Origin of the sequence: Bartonella sp. MM73XJBT, assembly GCF_028618465.1 — a bacterium.
Classification (GTDB): Bacteria; Pseudomonadota; Alphaproteobacteria; order Rhizobiales; family Rhizobiaceae; genus Bartonella.
Window position 1 is genome coordinate 86,640 of sequence record NZ_JAQISY010000006.1, and the last position, 21,096, is coordinate 107,735.

The following is a 21,096-nucleotide window of genomic DNA, read 5'->3' on the forward strand; positions in this document are numbered from 1 at the left end:
TTATTGAAGTTTTGAAGAAAAGTAGAACAGTATGATGACAGACTTTGGGGATGGATCGCGTGCTAAAAAAAGCAACCAGCGTCGTGGTTTATTATTGATTCTCTCTTCACCCTCAGGAGCAGGTAAATCAACTCTCTCTCGGTTACTTTTAAAAGATAGACAATTAGAGCTCTCCGTAAGTATGACAACACGGAAAAGACGTCCTAGTGAAGTGGATGGTCTTCATTATCATTTTATTTCAAAGAAAGAGTTTGAACGCAAGCGCGATGGTGATGAATTTATTGAATGGGCAGAAGTCCATGGAAATTATTATGGAACTTTACGTGAAAGCGTTGAAAATGTTTTGAGTGCTGGCAGAGACATGTTATTTGATATCGATTATCAAGGCACAGAACAGCTTCAAAAAAAGTTACCAGATGATACTGTATCTGTTTTTATTCTTCCACCATCTATGAAAGAGCTTATTTCACGTTTACATCGTCGAGCAGAAGATAGCCAAGATATTATCAATTTACGCTTGAAAAATGCACGAACGGAAATGCAACATTGGCGTTCTTACGATTATGTTGTCATTAATGAGGATTTAAATCAGTCTTTATCACTTATTAAAGTGATTTATTTCGCTGAAACAGCAAAACGCGAGCGCTGTTCTTTTCTTGAGTCTTTTGTTAATGGGCTTATTACTGAAAAGATTGACGAATGCCCTGATCATTTTAAAAAGAAGTAAGAAGCAAAAAGGTATGTTTTTTAGGTCACCAAATGCGCTAAAGTTACAAATTCAGCAATTGAAAGCGTTTCAGCACGGCGTGTCCCGTCGATACCAGCTTTTTCTAAAAGCTTTTCACCTCCAAGAGTTTTAAAATTTTGACGAAGCATTTTTCGTCTTTGTCCAAAAGCAATTTTTGTAACAAAACTTAATTTTTGGGCAGAGCAGTTGAGGGGGTGTGCGCGCGGAATAATATGAACAACGGAAGAAGTTACTTTGGGAGCTGGTGTAAAGGCTTGAGGAGGAACATCAAAAGCAATTTTAGCAGTGGTCCGCCAACCAGTTAAGACACTAAGACGTCCATAGTGGTCGGATTGAGGCTGAGCAGTAATGCGTTTTGCCACTTCACGCTGAAACATCAATGTCATTGATTCATAAAAAGGAGGCCATGGTTCAGTCAATAGCCAATTTAATAAAAGTTGTGTTCCAATATTATAAGGAAGATTTGCAATAATGCGTGGTTTTTCTAGAGATGTTTTAAAAAGTATTGAGAAATTTTGCTTCAATGCATCATTACAAAGAACCTTTAGTTTTTGTGGATAGTGCTTTTCTATCTCTAAAAGAGCCGGTATACAACGCTCATCACGCTCTATCGCTGTTACTATGGCTCCCTGTGCAAGCAAGGCACGTGTCAAACCTCCAGGACCAGGTCCCACTTCAATAACAGGTTTTCCTTCTAAATTACCTGCTTGATGAGCAATTTTGGATGTTAAATTAAGATCAAAAAGAAAGTTTTGTCCCAAGGACTTAAGAGCTTGTAATCCATAGATTTCAATGACTTTACGCAGAGGAGGTAAATGATCTATTGGCATGCTATCAAACTATTTTCTGCAAGTTGATTTGCAAGTTTAAGGGCAGCAATAAAACTTGTCGGAGAAGCTATTCCTTGATCAGCAATATCAAAAGCAGTTCCGTGATCTGGAGAAGTACGAATAAAAGGTAGTCCTAACGTGACATTAACAGTGGTATCAAAGTCTAATGTCTTAACAGGAATAAGGGCTTGGTCATGATACATGCAAAGGGCAACATCATATGTTTTTCTTGCACATTCATGGAACATTGTATCGGCAGGCAATGGACCTACAATATTGAGTCCTTTCTTTTTAAGAGTTTCAATAGCTGGAGTAATAATTTCAAGATCTTCTTTTCCCATAGCCCCTCCTTCTCCGGCATGAGGATTAAGTCCAGCAACAGCGAAACGAGGAGAAGTGATTTTAAATTTCTTTTTTAAGTCATATTCTGTAATGAGTGCGGTTTGAACGATCAAATGATCAGTAAGTTGTGAAGAAACTTCTTTGAATGGGACATGAACAGTAATAGGTACGGTTTTTAATCGGGGTCCTGCTAACATCATAACCGGATGATAACATTTATTGGAGGCTTGATGAGCCAAATCGGCTAAAAACTCTGTATGACCAGGAAATTCAAATCCGGCATCGTAAAGATTTTTTTTAGCAATAGGACAAGTAACCAGTGCAGAAGCATACCCACTTTGAATCAATTGAACACTGCGTTTAATAGCCTCAATCACTCCAGCAGCATTTTTAGGAGAGGGGAAACCTCGTTGATCACTTTGTCGATTTTCCAATGGTATTACAGGAAGAGCAGCGTAAAAGTTTTTTCCAGGATTATCTGTTACAACAGTTTCTATCACAACATCCATCTGTAAAAAACGGGCACGCGAACGGATAATATCTGGATCAGCAAGCAAAACAAAAGGAGGAATTTGACGTGTAAAACGCAAATTCCACGCTTTTAGTGCTATTTCAGGACCAATTCCGGCAGGATCACCACCGCTAACAACAAGGACAGCCATTATGAGTTTTGAATACGCGCTACCTGACGCAATTCTTCTAAATATTTTTCGCTTAACTTTTCAAGTTGCTGTGGGCTTTTTTTCTTATTATCTTGAATGGAAAATATCAGCCGTGCTACGTAATCGTCAGAGACTCTTTTTATTTTACAGACAGCCAGTGCTTCAATTCCATCAGATGTTTCTTGAAATTTTGTCATTTTTCCAGCAGGTGTTGCAAGGATAGCCTGTTCCCACGCACTTGGAAGCTGGGGTTCGAGAAATTTTCCCAAGTGGCGGATAGTGACATCTAAAATGCCTCTTGCTTGATTTTGAGAATTTGCGCATCCACGGAAATGTGCGCGAAAATTATTGGCTTCTCTTTGGCGTCTTTCAAAAATTTCTGAACGGCGGTGTGCAGGAATGACAAAAATAATTCGTTGTAGTGTATATTCATTGGTTGAAGGTTTTACACCACCATTTTTCAATATTCTGCGTACGGCTTCCTGTTCGCTAATCATACCCGTTTCAGCTTGATAACGTGCATGAACAAGACGACCCCATCCTATTTGCCCACGGATATAATCTTTAAAGTGTTGTACTGTGATATCATTTTGAATCAAAATCTGATTGAGTTGATCAATAGCCATATTATTTTGCATTGCAAAATTTTCAAAAGCTTTATCCACCTCTTCATTGCTTACTTCAATATTCCGGCGCTTGATTTCGATGTTTTTGAGGGTCTCATTGATAAGCTCATTTTTAGCTTGCCCAGCAAGATTGCCTTGCTTTTGTTGCAATCTAAGAAAAGCAATACGTCTTTGAATATCGTAATTTGTGATAGGATTACCATTGACTGTAACGACAATGGCAGTCTGTGCGAAGACTGGTGAAATTAAAAATTCACTTATTATGAGGTTGCTGAAACTCAAAGGTGCAATACACAATAAAGCAAGAATGCGCTTTTTGAATTTATTCATGTAAGTAGGCTTTCGCATTATTTATTAATCCTTATCAATTACTTTAAATATACGTTTTTTTTCATAAAAACAATGATAAGTTAAATGATCTATACATTCTCTTTATAAATTTGAGTTTATCTTTTTTCCGATATCTGCAATTGTACGCAATGAAAGAGAGAAATTAAAGTTTTGCAAAGGTGTCTTCTTCCCTGGGGCAGTTATCTGCTGATAACCAAATGTAAGTCCAAAACATTCATCTGTATAGTTTAAGCTGATTCCTCGTTTTATGAATATTCCCGATACTAAATCATAACCGGCATTGCTGTTAATAGACCAATAGTTAGCCAGTTTAATGCCTGTTTGAAAAGAAATTTCTTGGCGTTCTTGTGGATATTCGTAATCGGGTTGATTTGCAATATAGGCATATTGTACAGCCGCCCAAAAATTCCGCCATTTCTGTGATGCTTCAATTTCACTACGGCGGATTTTTCCTGTTTTTTTATCAAAACGTCCACGCGTTTCTAAGGAAAAACCACTTTTATGATTTGCTCCAAACATTGCGACATAGTCTGAACGGGTTGCCTCTAAACTAGAATGAATTCCTACGTTAACAAAATCCTTTTCTGCAAAAGAATTTTTTCCTGCAAGATGAAAGGATTGTCCAACAAGACCATAAAGAGACCAATTATTGTTAAAATTGCCGGAGTATCTTAAACCTATATTGGCTCGTGTTCCTCCTTCTACACGGTCGTAACCAGAAAATTTATCACGTTGAAAGAGGGTCGTTGCATCAAATATAAAGCTTTGCGCATCTTCATTAGGGAGCTGTCCGATATATCGCTCATTATTGCGGATAAAAATTTGTGCAGTTGGCTCTATAATATGTGTGGAGTTTTCCAATGTAATGAGTAAGGGATAGCGTAATTCTAGACCAGCAGTTGCCATACCACGAAATGCTGAACGATGAAGAGTGGATGAGAAATCATTTGTTCTATAAGCAGTATCATTTTCGTGCGCATTTGTTGTAATGATATCAGCTCGTAAAGCAAGAAGAGGGGTTAAGATAAGCCCACTCTGCATGTTAAAGCGCCTCTTCCACTCTAGTTCGTTTGTTAAACGAAAACTATTTCCAGCGATACCAGAAAGTCTAGCAGCGTTGAGAGGTTTTCCGTTCCAGTCAGTAGCAGTAAAGTCAGTATGACGACGATAAATTGATTGCATGTTGCTGTGAAATGTGAGTTCCCCATTATAAATTGGTTCATCTGGTGTGAAGAAGTAATCAATACGGGGAAGAACCCACGCTTGCCGAGAATGACGTTCATGAGGATTATTCAATATCAAATCTTGAACTTTAAAATGGTAAAAACGCATATCAAAATAGTTTTTACCTGCAAGGCCATTCAAATAAAGCTGAGAAAGTTGTGTAGGATTGTTATAGTTTTCAAGTTTATAGGCACGACTAAAATGTCTATCAGACTGTGCAAGAATATCCCACCCATAGGTCCAGTGTGAATTAATACGAAAATCTCCCTTTGTGGCTAGCATATAACGATTTTTATGTTGTGCATCAATTGTATCACTGTCAAAATGATGGGGTTTCATTTGATATATATGCGCGAAGCGAATGTTATAACTGCCTGTTTTCAAACGTTGACGCCATTCACCTTCGGTTAAAAGCCCTTGTTGAGTATAGAGGGTAGAAGAGAGTGTCAAATCATAATGAGGTGCAAGATTCCAAAAGTAAGAATTTTTTATACCCATGCCGAGATAATCAGCATAGAAAAGATGAGGAACAAGGAAACCGCTAGCACGTTTCACTGTTGGATCATGAAGCTCAAAAGTTGGAAATTGTAGGATCGGTACACCAAAAACTTCAAAGTGGCTATTTTCAAATCGAATTTTTTTAGTAATGTTATTCCAGATGATCTTTCTTGCTTTAATTTTCCACAAGACTTCTTTATCTGGTTTATAAGAACAGGGTTCACAGGCTGTGTAAGAAGCGTTATCAAAGACTGTTATCTGATTGTTGCGGCGTGTAGCACTTGCCGCTGCAAAATGGACATTGTTGGCAGTATCAATACGCAAGGCATTTACGAAACCTTCGCCGAGATCTTTAGTCATATCAATTTGGTTGGAATAAATTTTGTTTCCATCTTTTTGAATAACTTCAACATTCCCTTGCGCTATGATTCGTCCTGTTTTTTGATTGTAAGTAACTTTTTTAGCGATAACTTTGTTGCCATCATATTCGATTTGGACATTGCCTTGTGCAGAAACAGTGTTTTCATCACGGTTGTAGATAAGTTCATCTGCAGAGAGCAAGAGAGGACTGATCGGATTTTGGATACGATTTTGAGTAAGAAGAGTCGGGCTTTTGGCGTTTACAGAATAGGATAAAGATATAGCTAAAACACAGCACATAACACTTTTAAAGATAAGTGCAGTTAATTTTGTCAGAATCATTCTTTTACTTATCAATGCTTTCACTTAGCCATCCTCTTTATGGAGTAAAAAGGAGATTCCCAAAAATAATGCAATAACAACTGGTGTCCAAGCTGCAATAATTGGTGGAATATATCCAGCGTTACCAAAAGCTTGAACGAGTACAGAAATAACATAAAGCACGAAACCGGCGAGTACGCCACCAAGAATCAACATTCCAGATTGTCCAAATCGCGTGAAGTTTAAAGATACAGTTGCTGCAATAAGAGTCATTGCCACAAGAAGAGCAGGTAATGCAATCAAAGATTGTAAATACATATCAAAATTATTGGCAGAATAGCCGAATGAACGTGCGATCATAATTTTTTTTGGCAATTGATAAAATGGGATAGTCGCTGGATTCACTAAACGTTCAGTTAAAAATTCAGGTTTTAGATTAGTTTTTATTTGAAATGTCGTAAATTTTTCAGGAGGATGTCCTATTTTATAGATTGTTCCGTTTGTTAAAAGCCAAGAATCGTTCATCAACGTTGCTTTTCTTGTGTTAATCCAATTTTTGACTGTTGCATCATCATTGTATTGCACAAAGGTTGCTTCAATGAGAGAAAGTCCTTGATCAGTAATAGATTTAGCACCAATGGTTGTTCTACCTGAAGTTGTTTGTTGTGTTAACCATGGGATACGGGTGTTTTGAAAAGAAGATGTTAAGACATTATTACTACGCCACTCAGTCATCATTTTTTCTGCTTGAGAAAATCCCCATGCGGCAAGAGGATTAATAAAAAGAATTGAAAATAATCCAAAAAGAAAAGCACCCAAGCAAGCAGGCATGAGAAATTGCCATGCAGAAACGCCAATTGAGCGTGTCACAACAAGTTCAAGTTTTCGATTAAGTGAAATCAGCATAACCATTGCAGAAAACAGTGCAATAAAGGGAATGAGTTGCTGCATGATAAAAGGAATGCGTAAAACAGAGATGAAAAAAGTATCTTTTGCCGTATAATGGGAAAGATGAGATAATCGACCAGAGTTTTCTGTAAAATCGATCAAAAGGGCAAGAATAAAAATACCCCCAAAAAAATAACAAGTTATTTTAAAATAACGTATAAAGAAATATCGTCCAAGCGTCCACCCAATCATGATACCTCATCCGAGGGATATTGAGACTTTTGATGCGCAAATTTTTTGACCAATTTTTGAAAAACAATTTGAATAATCTCATGAAGTTTTGTGGGAATAGCAATTGTATGATTTGTCAAAAGCATAAAAAAAACGAAAGCACTTATTCCTATGGGGGTAATATAAAGAAGAGGAATGTATGCAAGATCACTCTTTGCTTTTTCGGCAAAAAAATATCCTATCCAATATACGAGTAATGAGATGGTAATGGCAGAGAAGTTTGTAAAGTTACGAGCTTGTCGATATGAGCGTGTATCTCCTGCTGCTGCTAAGGCAATGAGTGCAAAAACAATTGGATAGAGCCATTCTGTAAGTCTGCGATGAAATTCAGCTTTATATTGGAGTGGTTTTCGTTGATAGTACGGATCTTTCGCATCAGGACTTAGTAAATAAGAAAGAGGACGATCTTTCGGGTAAAGTGTGGGTATTTTATCATTGGGAATGAATTCACTCAAGCTAAAGACATACGAGCTGAATTGAACAATTGAGACGCTATCATTTTGATGATTAATCCTTTCTATTTCGCCATTATGAAGGATGAGAAAATTGCCACTTTTATGACTCACAATTGATGCATCTGTTGCATAATAAAAAAGATCGGTTTTTGGATCACGCTGGTCGGCAATGAAAAGTCGTTCAAGCGTCCCATTTGGATTGCGTTCACCAATTTCGATGTAAAGATTATTGGCAAGTTTTTGGAAGCTACCTTCACTAATAAAAAGGTTAATAAGATCGACATGGGCACTCGCTAGCATTTGTCGCATATTAAGACGTGCTTGAGGAACAACAAAATTGGCTATAGAAAAGGAGACACATGATGCAACAATAGCGAGAAGAAGAATTGGTTTCCAAATAGTGCTTTTGGGAAAACCAGAAGCGCTAATGATAGCAAGCTCTGAATCTTGATTCATTGCTGAAAGAGTGGTCGTAATTGCAATCAGTAATGCAAATGGAATGACAAGAAAAATAACAGAAGGAACCAATGAAAATGAAAATTGCAGGACTGTTAGAAGTGTTTGCCTACTTGTTGTAAGAAAATTTATTCGTGCAAGAATTTGTACTGTCCAGCTAATGCTAATTGCTGCAATCATGACAGCACTAAACAAGATTAAAACACGTTTCAGGATGTAAAACTCAATAATACGCATAAATGGGATAATACCCTCAGTTTCAAATGAGAAAGAAGTATTCTACACTGCCTTGAATGAAAAATATAACCAAAATTTAAAATATTCTTATGTTTCTTGCACATTTTTACCAAATAGATAGAGCAAAATAGTAGGATAATTTCAACTCATTGTGTGATACATTATATTCTGTGTTAAAGGATAGGCGATAGGGAAGTGAGAGAACAAAGCTAAAATAAACCTTTTAGTGCCCTTAAGAACCGGCGATTTGTCTTTAACACATATGAAAAAACAAGTAATATATATAATCAAAAGAAGAGGAAATGTTATGTTTTTAGCCAGTTTCTTCAGTGCTGGAGATGATAGAGGATTCTCACCCCCAAAAATGTTAACTTTTTATAAAGAGTGATGAGGGCTAAGAGGGTGGATATTTTATTCTATCATTTGACGCAGTCAACGCTTGAGGATATTTTGCCAACACTTGTGGAGCGTGCACTGGCTCGTTTTAGTAAGGTCACAATACAATGTGTGAGTAAAGAGCAACGCGATGCTATGGATATGCGTTTATGGGTTTATGCTGATGAAGCATTTATTGGGCATGGCACTGAGTGTGATCAATACCAAAATTTACAACCTGTATTTCTTACCACAGGGCAAGAAAATCCGAATGATTCAAAGATACGCTTTCTCATAGAAGGAGCAAGTTGCTCAGATATTGATTCTTATCAACGGCTTGTAGTGATATTTGATGGAAACAATGATGAACAGTTGAATCTTGTTCGGGCACAGTGGAAAAAATATAAAATGGAAAACCATAATTTAACGTATTGGCAACAGAATGAAGATCGCGGTTGGGAAAAACAGATTTGATGTGTGTCACGCCTGTTATTTTGATTTTTATAGGACTGATAAGAATCACAACTTTCACACTCCTTATCACGGAAGAATCAGGAAAAAGCATTGAGTTTTTATTGTGACTTTTCTTTTAAGAATACTAAAAATGTAGATTATAATAAAAAAAGATTAAATAGCAATGATGATGATTATTGATCGAATTTTGCTTGTTTTATGGGCTGTTATGTTGGCTTTTTTTTGCGTTTCATGGTTGGGAACAACACATATTCTATCGCGAATGTTTTCTGTTACTTATATTGGCAATATTGCAGATATTTTATTCTTTTTTTTGAGTGCACTGTTTGCTGGAATATTGTGGTTGAGTATACCACAACCGATGTCTTGGAATATAAAACTGGCGGCATTTCTACCGCCAGCACTTATTTTATTCTTTTTCATTGCATTCTAGTTAGAGATTTCATCTTCGGTAAATCCTACAAAGCAAAGCAGTGAAATAAAAGAAGCGAGAAGCAAATAATAACCGATATAAGAAGTATCAAAATGTTGCACTAGATATTCTGCAATATAAGGTGCAAGAGATGCTCCTACGATACCAGATAAATTGAATGTTACAGAAGCCCCCGTATATCGGATTGTTGTTGGATATGGCGAAGCCAAAACAGCACCAAGAGGACTGTAAACCATTCCCATGATAGATAAGCCAATGACAGACATTATAAGGACTCCTATAATTCCAGAATTTAGAAAATAAGGAATTGCGAAAGAATAGATACCGGTAATGATTGTGACCAAAATCATCAAAGTTCTACGCTTAATGCGATCAGCAAGTTTTCCAGTTATAACGGTAAAAATTCCACAGAAAATAGCACCAATCACTTCTACTTGAAGAGCTTGATGATATGGCAGTTTCAGGTGATTTGTTGAGTAACTTAATAAATATGCTGTGACCAAATAAAACAAAACAAATGTTGCCATACCAGAAAATATTCCAAGAAATAGGATTCGTGGACATTTTAAAAAGACATCAATGATAGGAACTTTGACACGTTCTTTACTTTGAAGAGCTTTCTTGAATTGAACTGTTTCATTGATTGAAAGACGAACCCACAGTCCCACAATCATGAAAATGATTGAGGCAATAAAGGGAATACGCCATCCCCACGCTAAAAGTTCATCGTGATCAAGAAAGTGCAACAGACCTAAATAAACAACAATAGATAAGAACAAACCGATTGGAACGCCCAATTGAGGAAACATAGCATACCATCCACGTTTTTCTGGAGGAGCATTTTCTGTTGCAAGCAAAACGGCTCCTCCCCATTCACCTCCCAATCCCATTCCTTGCCCAATACGGCACAGGGTTAAGAAAAAGGGAGCCCACCAACCAGCTGTTTCATAAGTGGGAAGAAAACCAATAATAACGGTTGACACACCCATCGTAAGAAGAGAGGCAATAAGTGTTGCTTTTCGTCCAATTTTATCTCCAAAATGTCCAAAAACAATTGATCCAAAAGGGCGTGAAAAAAAAGCTGCTCCAAAGATCAGAAAAGATTGCAAAATGGCAAGTTGGTCATTTTGCGTTGGAAAAAATACATGGGGAAATATAAGAGCTGCGGCAGTTGCAAAGACATAAAAATCAAAGAATTCAATTGTTGGGCCAATAAGGCTGGCAAATAAAATTCGACGAGGAGAATTTCTTTTGCTTGTACTTTGTATTTCTGAGTTTATAGACATGAATAGAATGTCCCTTTCAGTATATGACAAATCAAATTATGGAACTAACCCCTTATAATTATAGAAATTTCAAATCAGTGTCGAGTCGATATTATTATGCTTCCGTATATTAGAACAGTGATTATAGTATGAAAAGCATAGATAATTGTCCTGTAAGTGTATCCAAATTGAAGACAATTAAAGACACCTTTTAAATGTCATAGAATATGGAAATCTATTTCTATAAATAATTTAGTCTCTTAATATCCTATTACTGTTTACTTTAAAATACAGACACTGTTTTAGTTTATTTCAAGAATCCATCTGATTTTTGAGATCAATGTTTCTTATCTCAAAAATATTCAAAAAATCCTTTTATTGATGCAATTAGAACACTTTTAAATTGTATAAAGAAACAATTTTATCTTTTGGTTGTGTGTAAGTTTTAAAACACACACTGAGGTGTTCTATGAGGCAGAGTTGAGTACGCTGAATGCTTTGTAGAGGATGATTTGTTGCCTTGAAGAATATGAGATTGAGCAGGTACATCGTGTTGTTTTTATTATGCACTTTTTTCCAAATATGCGAATTTTTTTATTTGAAATTATGGGGTGTGAAGAATGCAATGCAAATTAAGGATAAGTTTTTGGGCATTAATGGCTGGTAGTTTGCTTGTAAAGATTGCACATGCTGAAGAAGTAACGGCACTAGGAGAGGAGTCATTAACATCAGTAAGTGTAAGTGAGCAGTTAGGAGAAATGAGCAAGAAGCTCGCCAGTGAGAATCTTACAATTGAAAATGGTAAAGTTGAGATTGTTAAGAACGGAAAGGTTTCAAAAGGCACTTTTATTGGTCAATATGGGTTACAAAGCGTTGAGCATCGAGGACAAACAGAGGAGGTTAAAGTTCATGGTGGTGAACAAATCGTTTTAGGAGATGGGAGCTATGCTTATAATTCTGAAATTCATGGTGAAGGTGAAACATCGGGGCAACAGAATGTATATGGTGATGGAGCAGCTTTCTTCACAAATGTTATGAGTGGAGGGGAGCAAAATCTCAGTAAATGGTTTGGAGATGAAGGGGGCTTAGCAGTAGATACTGTGGTTTATGCAGCTGGGGTGCAGAATGTTTTCGCGGGAGGTAGGGCAAACACCGTTACCTTGGAAAAAGGAGCTCTTCAAAGAGTCTATGCCGGTGGACGTGTAGAAACTCTGACGATTAATAGCGAAGCAAATGCATTGGTATATGCTGGGGCAACATTAGAAGGAAAAATAAAGGTTAATGGTTCTGGAAAGCTTTACCTTTATGCTGGAGATAATGGGCTGCAAACTACAGCAGAAGAAATTATATTAAAGGGAAAAGAGTCTCAATTACACTCGATTGCTACTGAAATTGATGGTTCAAGTTCTCACATTCAGAAGTTAAGTGGTAATGGGAGAGTTGTTTTCACTTCTGATTCTCATGATTCTCAGAAGTCTCACCCATATTATTCTTTGCTTTATATTGGTGAACTTTCGGGCAGTATACATTTCAGTTTGAATGCTGATTTTGCAGAGAGCTACGGTGATTACCTTATCATTGAGAAAGGAGAAGGGAACCATACAGTGAGTGTTATGGATTCTGGTGCAGAAATTACAAAATCTTTTTTCAAAGCATTTGATTTAATTACTGATAAAAGTGGTAATGCGCATTTTTCTTTAACAGATCATTCCGATAAAAAAACGGATGTTGTTGATGGTGGAACATATTTATATGATTTGAAATCGAAAAATAGCGGGAAGGGAGAAGAAAAAATTTGGTATTTGGCTGCTGCAGAAAAGGTTTCTACTTCTTTAACCCCTTCATCTAAGATGGAGTTGCCTATAATTGAAGCTCTTGGGAAAGAAGAGGATATAACAGTTTTTCAAGATCCTATAGTCAGTTCGTATGTAAGTGATTTTAGTTTTTATACAGATGATTTCATTATGGAAAAGGAAGACGAAATTCTGCAAAGCTCTATCATCAGTGAGAATAACACAGCTCATATTGCTGATGATGGAGATTCAGATGCTCGTAAATGGTCTCTTAATACTACGATTGATGGATCTGGAACACTCTATGTTGAGGCAGGTGGTTTCAGCAAGAATACTACAATTCTGGATGGTGGTTCTGAGATTGTGGCAGAACAAGGCATTTCAGAATCTACTATTATTTATGAAGGTGGAAAACAACATGTGGAAGGGGGAGGGGTTGCATTGAAAGCTGAAATCTATGGTGGTGAGCAGCTTATTTTCGGAGATGGTTATGTGAATGGCGGGATTGTAGGAAGCAGTGCTTATAACACGATAATTTATGGACAAGGTAAAATACCAGGATATCAGAAAGTGTATGATGATGGGATGGCTGTGGGCACAAAAATTATGGAAGGAGGGATACAGATTCTTGCCAAATGGTTTCCAGACGATGAGGGGTTTATAAAAAAAAGCGGTGGTTTTGCAGTCAATACTGAGATTTTGTCGGGTGGTGTACAGCGTGTTTTAGCGGGAGGTGAAGCGGATACAGTGATTTTACGCGCTGGTAGTTTTCAAGAAGTCTATGCTGGTGGAACTGTAAAAAATCTAACGATTGAAGGTGGAGCGAATTCGTGGGTCTCTGCTGGTGCGAGGTTAGGAGGACAAATAACGGTTAAAGATTATGGGCATCTCCATCTTTATGCTGAAGATGATGAGGATGAGACGACAGTAGAAGATATTAATTTAGAGGGTGAAAAGGCTAAATTATACTTTATTGCTGGTGGATATGAAGACGCGAGTATTCACATTCAGAAGTTAGACGGTGTGGGGAGGGTTATTTTTAAGTCTGCAAGGTCTCATTTATCTTACTCACGGCTTTATGTTGATCAGCTTTCAGGGAGTTTACATTTTAAGTTTCATGTGAGCCTTGCAGAAGGAGAGGGTGATTATCTCTCTATCAAGAATGGTTCAGGATATCACACAATAAACGTTGTCGATTCTGGTATTGAAATTGTTGATACTTCTTCAACAGATCTTGATTTAATTATAGATCAAAGTGGAGGAGCAAATTTTACTCTGAAAAAATTTTCTGGTGCAAAAATAAGTACTGTTGATGGTGGGACCTATACATATGGTTTGAAACAAAAAAACAATGAGGATGGAAGTGGAAAAATTTGGTATTTGTCAGCAGTATATATTGATAATTGGCCACGTAGGAGCAGATCTCGGCGAAATTTAAGCCCAAATCAACAGATTATCGTTCCTTTCATTGTCTCATCTCAGAGAAATAGGGCTAGTGTGGCATTACCTCCAGCAGATCAGCCTCATCCTTTCGATGGACAACAACAGGCTTCAGTTTCAGCAGATGCTTCATTGACAAAGGATCAAATGATTTTGCGTCCAACTGTTCAGGAGCAAGCTTCTTCCCAAGCGGGTGAGGAAATATCAAAGCCTCGTTTTTTGACCACCCCTTCTACGGATGCCGTGTTGTCGATGTCTGTGGCTCCAGCAGTTATTTTTCATAACGAGTTGCAAACTGTACGTGCGGGAAGAGGCGATTTAGACAGAAGTCAAAAAAATGCAGCTTTCTGGACATATGCCATCAAAAGCAAAGAAAACATTGTTACAGACCATATAGATTTTAAACTTGAGCAAACCGGTATAGTGTTAGGACTCAATGGTTTAAGCGAATGGGAGAATGGGGATGTTTATATTGGTGGTTTTGGAAGTTATGATAAAGTACGTGTAGAGCATGCACGAGGTGGTGTGAGTGGTATCAATACTTATGGCGTTGGAGCTTATGTCACTTATTCTGATCATAGTGGATGGTATCTAGATGGTCTTGTCAAATATAATCGTTATCAAAATAGTCTGAAAGCTATTTCAACGAATGGTATAGCGATTGAAGGGAATTATGATCAGTGGGCAGTGGGCTCATCATTTGAAACGGGTTATCGTGTTAAAATGTCTCCGAGTAGTTGGTTACAGCCTTATGGGCAACTCACATGGTTGCAAGTTAAAGGTCAAGAAATCAAACTTTCGAATGACATGATGGGTGATATCAAGCCATTTACGTCACTGCGCAGTGAGGTTGGTCTATCACTGGGATATGAATTTGGTTTGGGAACCGTTGGTTCCTCTCTAGCTTATATTACGGCTGCTTGGTTACGTGAGTATAAAGATGACAACCATACGACGATTAATCAACGGCACCAATTTACCACAGATTTGTCGGGTAATGCAGGGAAATTAGGAATTGGTTTAAGCAGTTTAGTCAGTGATCACTTAAAGCTTTATGCACAGGCACATTATGTCAAAGGACGTAAGACAAACCAGTCCTTTCAGGGGATGTTAGGATTACGATATAGTTTTTAAATATGTGTTTTTAACATGAAAGATCTGATGCATAATCGGAGAACAATTTTTGAGAAATATTGATGCATCTTTCGGATCAGTTATGCTTTTTAATGGTGTAGGGCATCTTTTGCTTTTTCTATTTTGTAAGGAACCTCTGAAAAATACAAAAAGTAATAGAAGAGACTTTTTGTGCTCTCAATGAAAAAGCATTTAAAGAATATAAAGAGTCATTTCTTGCGGGTGCAAAGGGAATATTCAAGAGAATTATTGCAACTTTAGGTTGAAAATATATTTTGCAGAGCTAATTACACTTGATGTCTGCTCAGGCGTGAAGGGGGAGGATATAATTATGCAATATAAGTGGAAAAGAAGTTATTGGGGGCTCATATTATGCAGTTGTTTTGTGCAAATGGCTGCTGCAAGTGAGGGGGGGAAACGACTTTTTTGTCAACCTTCAAGCTATAAAAATGAGAAAATCTCTCATATCTACCATAATGAAGGTGTAAGAACAGGAGAGTGTATAAAAGTCAGGACATCTGGAAACAATGTTGTTGTAGAGGCGTTCGATAAATCAGGATTTTTTGAAAAACTAAATGGCATTACCACGGGTAAAAGTACTGAAATATTGCTTAGTAAATTGCAGGAGCTTAATAGCGATAATGGTATCAACGCTGGACAGAATATGCAAGGAAGCAATATTGCGACGTTTAAAAAGCCTGAACTTATTTTTATTAGGGATGGAGCTCTTCTGGAAAATTTTGTACTCGATAATGATGGCAAAGCCTACATTTCGAATGATGGTGAGAGAGATGATCCAGGGCGGTCTATCAATAATACAGCAAAAAATGGTGCAGAGATTTATGTTTATGCCGGCGGTCTTAGTGAGAATAGCAATATTGAGCATGGTGGAACTGAAAGTGTTCAGGCTTTAAAGGGAAAACAAGGCTTTTCAAAAAATGCTGTTGTTAAAGAAGGAGGGCAGCAAAGCGTTGGCAATGGAGGAAAAGTAGAGGGGACTAAAATTTATGGAGGTGAGCAGCTTGTGTTTGGGGAGGGAGATGTTGAGGGACAAATTAAGGAGAGTAGTGCTTCTAATACGGTCATTTATGGTCAAGGCGAGACATTTGGGCAACAAAAGGTCTATGATGGGGGGGTAACTTGGAATACGAAAGTTATGAGAGGTGGCATACAAGAGATTGCAAAAAAATCTCAAAATGCAAAAAATGGTGGTACTGCATTTGATATACAAATTCTTGGTGGTGGTAAACAGCGTATCTTAGAAGGAGGAAAAGCTGTTAATGTTACTTTAAACGAGACTGCTCTTCAAGAAATATATGCTGATGGATCTGTAAAAAATCTAACAGTAAATGATGAAGCAAAATCGTTCGTACATGCTGGAGCAACACTAGAAGGTAAAACATTACTAAACCATTCTGGACAACTCCACCTTTATGCTGGAAATGATCAGCATCATACCACAGTAGAAGATATCATTTTAAATGGACAAGATACAAAGCTGTACGCGATCACAGATGAGTTTGATGGCAAAAGCTCTCTGATTGAAAAATTAACCGGTGAGGGGAGTGTTATTTTTGCTTTTACTGGCTCTGATCCGTATTACTCACAGCTTCATGTTAATAATCTTTCGGGTAGCTTACATTTCGCATTGAATACTACAATTGCACATAATCGAGGTGATTATCTCCTCATTGAGAATGGTAAAGGGAATCATACAATAAGTGTTGCAGATTCTGGTGTGGAAATCACGGATCCTTTTTCAAATAAGCGTGATTTAATTATGGATCAAAGCGGTGGAGCACATTTTTCTCTGACAGATCTCTCTGGTGAAGACATTCATGCTGTTGATGGAGGGACCTATATGTATGATTTGAAACAGAGAAAAGATGAAAAGGGCAAAACTTGGTTTTTATCTGCCAACCGACTAAGTGGACCAGAATCTTCTCTTCCTGATCCAACAGATCCATCATATCCTGGTTCATCAACAACGCCTTCAGTTGATGCTGTGCTTTCTACAGCAGTGGCTCCTGGACTGATTTTTAACAATGAGCTGGAAATTGTACGTACGGCGAGAGGACTTCTAGACCAAAACAGAAAAAATACAGATTTATGGGCTTATGCGATCAAGAGCAGAGAGCGTATTGCTAGCGGTCATACAAATTTTAAGCTTGAGCAGACAGGTTTCGTGTTTGGTGTTGATCAGTTGAACGAACTCACACATGGAGATTTGTATGTTGGTGGTTTTGGCAGTTATGATCGAGCAAGTGTCGCGCATAAACGGGGTGGTGATAGCAATTTAAATACTTATAGCATTGGTGCTTACGCAACTTATTTTGATCATCATAGATGGTATTTAGATAGCGTTTTGAAATATAATTATTACCGAGATAGTCTAAAAGCCATTTCAACAAATGGTTTAGCCATTCAAAGCAATTATAATCAATGGGCAATAGGTGGATCATTTGAAATAGGCTGTCATTTTGAGCCAGCACAAAATACTTGGATGCAACCTTATATCAAACTAACAGGTTCGCAGGTTGAAGGCAAAAAAATCACGCTTTCCAATGGCATGACAGCTGATATAAGTCCATCAACTTCATTGCGTAGTGAAGTTGGGTTAACGGCAGGGCATAAATTTATTGTGAATGCAGAAACTTCATTAACAGCTTATATTACAGCTGCTTGGTTACGTGAGAATATAAATAATAACCATACGATAATTAATAACCGGCATAAATTTATTACAGACTTGTCAGGAAATGCGGGTAAGCTTGGAATTGGTGTAAACAGTTTGGTCAATGATAAACTCACGCTTTATGCGGAGGCACATTATCTGAAAGGACATAAGATTAAGCAGTCACTACAAGGTATTTTGGGATTACGCTATAGTTTCTAAAATATGTGTTTTACGCTATTAATTCACTTGAGAAATAGAATTGTTTTTTAAGTTAAACAGTTCAGTGTTCAGTGAAATCTTTTGCAAATGTAGAGACGATGATGATTCTTTCTTTTATTCAAAAGTAATATCGTTTGCTTTATCAATGATGAGAAGTATTGCAAATTATGCCCTTGTATTTAGGGCATAATTTGCATTGTGTGAAGTTATACAGCTTCAGATGCAAAGAGTTTCTTGTGGTTTACAGGAATACAACTTATAGTTGCTTATATGTAAAATATACGCCAATAAATTGCATTTAGACATAAATAAAACACATTATGATACATTCTAAAATGAGCTAGCTGCTTGGTAGCAGGGTATTTTTTGAATGATTAAGAATGGAGTGTGGATGATGCAAAATAAACACAAATTGAGTTTTTCGGTATTATTGATCAGTACTTGTCTTATGCAATCTGCAAGTGCAGCTGAGAGAAGGAATGAGGAGTTAACGAGTATAGAAAGTGTGGGAAATGGAGGAACGGTACCAAAAGGTTCTGCATTGATTACTATATTATTACCTATTAGCACTAATATTAAGATCGAAGATGGTGGTGTAGAGGTTGTTGATAATGGAGCAACTTCTGTAGGGGCCACTGTCAAAAAAGGGGGGATGCAAATAGTTACACGTGGGGGAACTGCAATGAATACTAAAATTGAGGGTGGAAAACAGTTTGTTCATGAAGAAAGTAGTATTTTAGATCTTGAAAGTGTAGAGAAGAAAAGCGGTGCTTATGATGCTACAGTTACTGGTGGTGGTGGAGCGATAGGACAGCAGAACATATATGATGGTGCGTGGGCTTGGAAAACGAAAGTTGGGAATAATGGAGAGCAAAATCTCTATGCGGGAAAAAGAACAGAAGGGGGGAGAGCAAGGGATGCAGAGATCTCAGGAAATGGCAGACAACATGTTCTAGCATTAGGAGAAGCCTACAATACTACCTTGAAGGATCAAGCTATTCAAGTCGTATATCCTGGTGGATTTGTAGATACACTAACGGTTAATAGCTCTGCTAGCTCGTGGCTACATGTTGGTGCAAAAGATGTAGTTGGAGAAGTAAGGGTTAATAATAATGGAAAACTTTATTTATTCGCTGGTGATAGGATAAATCATACCACTAAAAAAATAATTCCTATAAAAGGCAGACCCGATGAAATGATATTTGAGGTTGGTGAGCGGAATATCGGAGACAAACCTCAGATTGCAATTGAGGATTTAGGTGGTAATGATGGAACCGTGATTTTTACTTCTATTCCATATGATCCACGACATATTTCACTTCGTGTTGAAAGGCTTTCAGGGAGTTTACATTTTCGTTTTAATATTAATGGTAGTGATGTTCATAATGGCGATTATTTATCAATTGAAGAAGGTGCTGGTAATCACAAAATAAGTGTTACCGATACAGGTCGTGAAATTACAGGTTCTCTCTTTCAGAAGAGCGGTTTAATGACGGAGATTCCGTTAATTACTGATAGAAGCCCAAGCGGAGAAGCTAATTTTACTTTGGCAAATAGTGCTGGTACGGCAATAGAAGCTTTTGATGGTGGAACTTTTATATATGTTTTATACAAGAAAGATAGATGTGCTGATTCTAGTGGTGGTTCCACAATTTGGTATTTGGGTAGAAACTCTGAAAATGAAGAACGTCCGAATACTGGGGTACAGTGCGGAAATAAAAACAAGAAACCAAAGGTTACTACTTTTTCAAGTTCTTTATCTACTGATACGGGAATAGGGTCTCGTCGAGGATCTTCTTCTAGGGGGAGAAGTTCTGGTCCTAAGAAGCCTAACAACAAACAGGTATCTAATCCACGTCCTCCACGCCATTTAAAAGATGCACAAAGTGCTTCAGGGTTTTCAGTATCCACATCTTCAGAAAATTTATCTAGCGTGGCATTACCTCCAGCAGATCAGCTTCATCCTTTCGATGGACAACAACAGGCTTCAGTTTCAGCAGATGCTTCATTGACAAAGGATCAAATGATTTTGCGTCCAACTGTTCAGGAGCAAGCTTCTTCCCAAGCGGGTGAGGAAATATCAAAGCCTCGTTTTTTGACCACCCCTTCTACGGATGCCGTGTTGTCGATGTCTGTGGCTCCAGCAGTTATTTTTCATAACGAGTTGCAAACTGTACGTGCGGGAAGAGGCGATTTAGACAGAAGTCAAAAAAATGCAGCTTTCTGGACATATGCCATCAAAAGCAAAGAAAACATTGTTACAGACCATATAGATTTTAAACTTGAGCAAACCGGTATAGTGTTAGGACTCAATGGTTTAAGCGAATGGGAGAATGGGGATGTTTATATTGGTGGTTTTGGAAGTTATGATAAAGTACGTGTAGAGCATGCACGAGGTGGTGTGAGTGGTATCAATACTTATGGCGTTGGAGCTTATGTCACTTATTCTGATCATAGTGGATGGTATCTAGATGGTCTTGTCAAATATAATCGTTATCAAAATAGTCTGAAAGCTATTTCAACGAATGGTATAGCGATTGAAGGGAATTATGATCAGTGGGCAGTGGGCTCATCATTTGAAACGGGTTATCGTGTTAAAATGTCTCCGAGTAGTTGGTTACAGCCTTATGGGCAACTCACATGGTTGCAAGTTAAAGGTCAAGAAATCAAACTTTCGAATGACATGATGGGTGATATCAAGCCATTTACGTCACTGCGCAGTGAGGTTGGTCTATCACTGGGATATGAATTTGGTTTGGGAACCGTTGGTTCCTCTCTAGCTTATATTACGGCTGCTTGGTTACGTGAGTATAAAGATGACAACCATACGACGATTAATCAACGGCACCAATTTACCACAGATTTGTCGGGTAATGCAGGGAAATTAGGAATTGGTTTAAGCAGTTTAGTCAGTGATCACTTAAAGCTTTATGCACAGGCACATTATGTCAAAGGACGTAAGACAAACCAGTCCTTTCAGGGGATGTTAGGATTACG

The 21,096-nt window shown here is 37.7% G+C and carries 13 protein-coding genes; 6 read left to right on the forward strand and 7 right to left on the reverse strand.

Annotated elements, in window-relative coordinates; translation table 11 throughout:
- Positions 1–34 precede the first annotated feature (34 nt).
- Positions 35–727 (forward strand): guanylate kinase, encoded by a 693-nt coding sequence (gmk, locus tag PVV69_RS03610; protein ID WP_404978366.1) that lies wholly within the window; start codon positions 35–37, stop codon positions 725–727.
- Between the two features lie 20 nt (positions 728–747).
- Here gmk and rsmA read toward each other — a convergent pair whose 3' ends face one another.
- The 6 genes from rsmA to lptF all read right to left on the reverse strand — a co-directional run bounded on the left by rsmA (position 748) and on the right by lptF (position 8,289).
- Positions 748–1,578, reverse strand: a complete 831-nt coding sequence (gene rsmA, locus PVV69_RS03615) for a 16S rRNA (adenine(1518)-N(6)/adenine(1519)-N(6))-dimethyltransferase RsmA (protein WP_273756478.1) — start codon at positions 1,576–1,578, stop codon at positions 748–750.
- A complete protein-coding gene (gene pdxA / locus PVV69_RS03620) occupies positions 1,569–2,582 on the reverse strand; it encodes a 4-hydroxythreonine-4-phosphate dehydrogenase PdxA (RefSeq protein WP_273756479.1) in 1,014 nt (337 codons plus the stop codon). The genes rsmA and pdxA overlap by 10 nt, the downstream gene beginning before the upstream one ends.
- Positions 2,582–3,538, reverse strand: coding sequence for a peptidylprolyl isomerase (locus PVV69_RS03625; RefSeq protein WP_273756489.1), 957 nt, complete (start codon positions 3,536–3,538; stop codon positions 2,582–2,584). Before PVV69_RS03625 ends, pdxA begins: the two co-directional genes overlap by 1 nt.
- A gap of 102 nt (positions 3,539–3,640) precedes the next feature.
- Positions 3,641–6,007, reverse strand: coding sequence for an LPS-assembly protein LptD (locus tag PVV69_RS03630; RefSeq protein WP_273756480.1), 2,367 nt, complete (start codon positions 6,005–6,007; stop codon positions 3,641–3,643).
- Positions 6,008–7,102: an LPS export ABC transporter permease LptG gene (gene lptG / locus PVV69_RS03635; protein ID WP_273756481.1), complete on the reverse strand. Its 1,095-nt coding sequence runs from the start codon at positions 7,100–7,102 to the stop codon at positions 6,008–6,010.
- Complete coding sequence (gene lptF, locus PVV69_RS03640) at positions 7,099–8,289, reverse strand: LPS export ABC transporter permease LptF (RefSeq protein ID WP_273756482.1); 1,191 nt, start codon at positions 8,287–8,289, stop codon at positions 7,099–7,101. Before lptF ends, lptG begins: the two co-directional genes overlap by 4 nt.
- A gap of 402 nt (positions 8,290–8,691) precedes the next feature.
- On the opposite strand from lptF, the gene PVV69_RS03645 reads away from it, so the two are divergent.
- Both PVV69_RS03645 and PVV69_RS03650 read left to right on the forward strand, forming a co-directional pair.
- Positions 8,692–9,138 carry a DNA polymerase III subunit chi gene (locus PVV69_RS03645; RefSeq protein ID WP_273756483.1) on the forward strand — a complete coding sequence of 149 codons (447 nt, stop codon included), beginning with the start codon at positions 8,692–8,694 and terminating at the stop codon, positions 9,136–9,138.
- 169 nt (positions 9,139–9,307) lie between these two features.
- Complete coding sequence (locus PVV69_RS03650; RefSeq protein ID WP_273720585.1) at positions 9,308–9,571, forward strand: hypothetical protein; 264 nt, start codon at positions 9,308–9,310, stop codon at positions 9,569–9,571.
- On the opposite strand, the gene PVV69_RS03655 is transcribed toward PVV69_RS03650, so the two are convergent.
- Positions 9,568–10,857: an MFS transporter gene (locus PVV69_RS03655; protein WP_273720579.1), complete on the reverse strand. Its 1,290-nt coding sequence runs from the start codon at positions 10,855–10,857 to the stop codon at positions 9,568–9,570. The genes PVV69_RS03650 and PVV69_RS03655 overlap by 4 nt on opposite strands.
- A 599-nt stretch (positions 10,858–11,456) precedes the next feature.
- On the opposite strand from PVV69_RS03655, the gene bafA (PVV69_RS03660) reads away from it, so the two are divergent.
- The 3 genes from bafA (PVV69_RS03660) to bafA (PVV69_RS03670) all read left to right on the forward strand — a co-directional run.
- On the forward strand, positions 11,457–15,203 hold the full coding sequence (bafA, locus tag PVV69_RS03660) for a BafA family autotransporter (protein WP_273756484.1): 3,747 nt from the start codon (positions 11,457–11,459) through the stop codon (positions 15,201–15,203).
- A gap of 331 nt (positions 15,204–15,534) precedes the next feature.
- A complete protein-coding gene (gene bafA, locus PVV69_RS03665) occupies positions 15,535–18,099 on the forward strand; it encodes a BafA family autotransporter (protein ID WP_273756485.1) in 2,565 nt (854 codons plus the stop codon).
- A gap of 394 nt (positions 18,100–18,493) precedes the next feature.
- Positions 18,494–21,096: BafA family autotransporter (gene bafA / locus PVV69_RS03670; protein WP_273756486.1), on the forward strand; the 2,603-nt coding region annotated here is incomplete at its 3' end.

Bases quoted from the DNA above. Each gene is read 5' to 3' on its own strand.
- gmk (WP_404978366.1), top strand. From the start codon at position 35: ATGACAGACTTTGGGGATGGATCGCGTGCTAAAAAAAGCAACCAGCGT.
- rsmA (WP_273756478.1), bottom strand. From the start codon at position 1,578: ATGCCAATAGATCATTTACCTCCTCTGCGTAAAGTCATTGAAATCTAT.
- pdxA (WP_273756479.1), bottom strand. From the start codon at position 2,582: ATGGCTGTCCTTGTTGTTAGCGGTGGTGATCCTGCCGGAATTGGTCCT.
- PVV69_RS03625 (WP_273756489.1), bottom strand. From the start codon at position 3,538: ATGAATAAATTCAAAAAGCGCATTCTTGCTTTATTGTGTATTGCACCT.
- lptG (WP_273756481.1), bottom strand. From the start codon at position 7,102: ATGATTGGGTGGACGCTTGGACGATATTTCTTTATACGTTATTTTAAA.
- lptF (WP_273756482.1), bottom strand. From the start codon at position 8,289: ATGCGTATTATTGAGTTTTACATCCTGAAACGTGTTTTAATCTTGTTT.
- PVV69_RS03650 (WP_273720585.1), top strand. From the start codon at position 9,308: ATGATTATTGATCGAATTTTGCTTGTTTTATGGGCTGTTATGTTGGCT.
- PVV69_RS03655 (WP_273720579.1), bottom strand. From the start codon at position 10,857: ATGTCTATAAACTCAGAAATACAAAGTACAAGCAAAAGAAATTCTCCT.
- bafA (WP_273756484.1), top strand. From the start codon at position 11,457: ATGCAATGCAAATTAAGGATAAGTTTTTGGGCATTAATGGCTGGTAGT.
- bafA (WP_273756485.1), top strand. From the start codon at position 15,535: ATGCAATATAAGTGGAAAAGAAGTTATTGGGGGCTCATATTATGCAGT.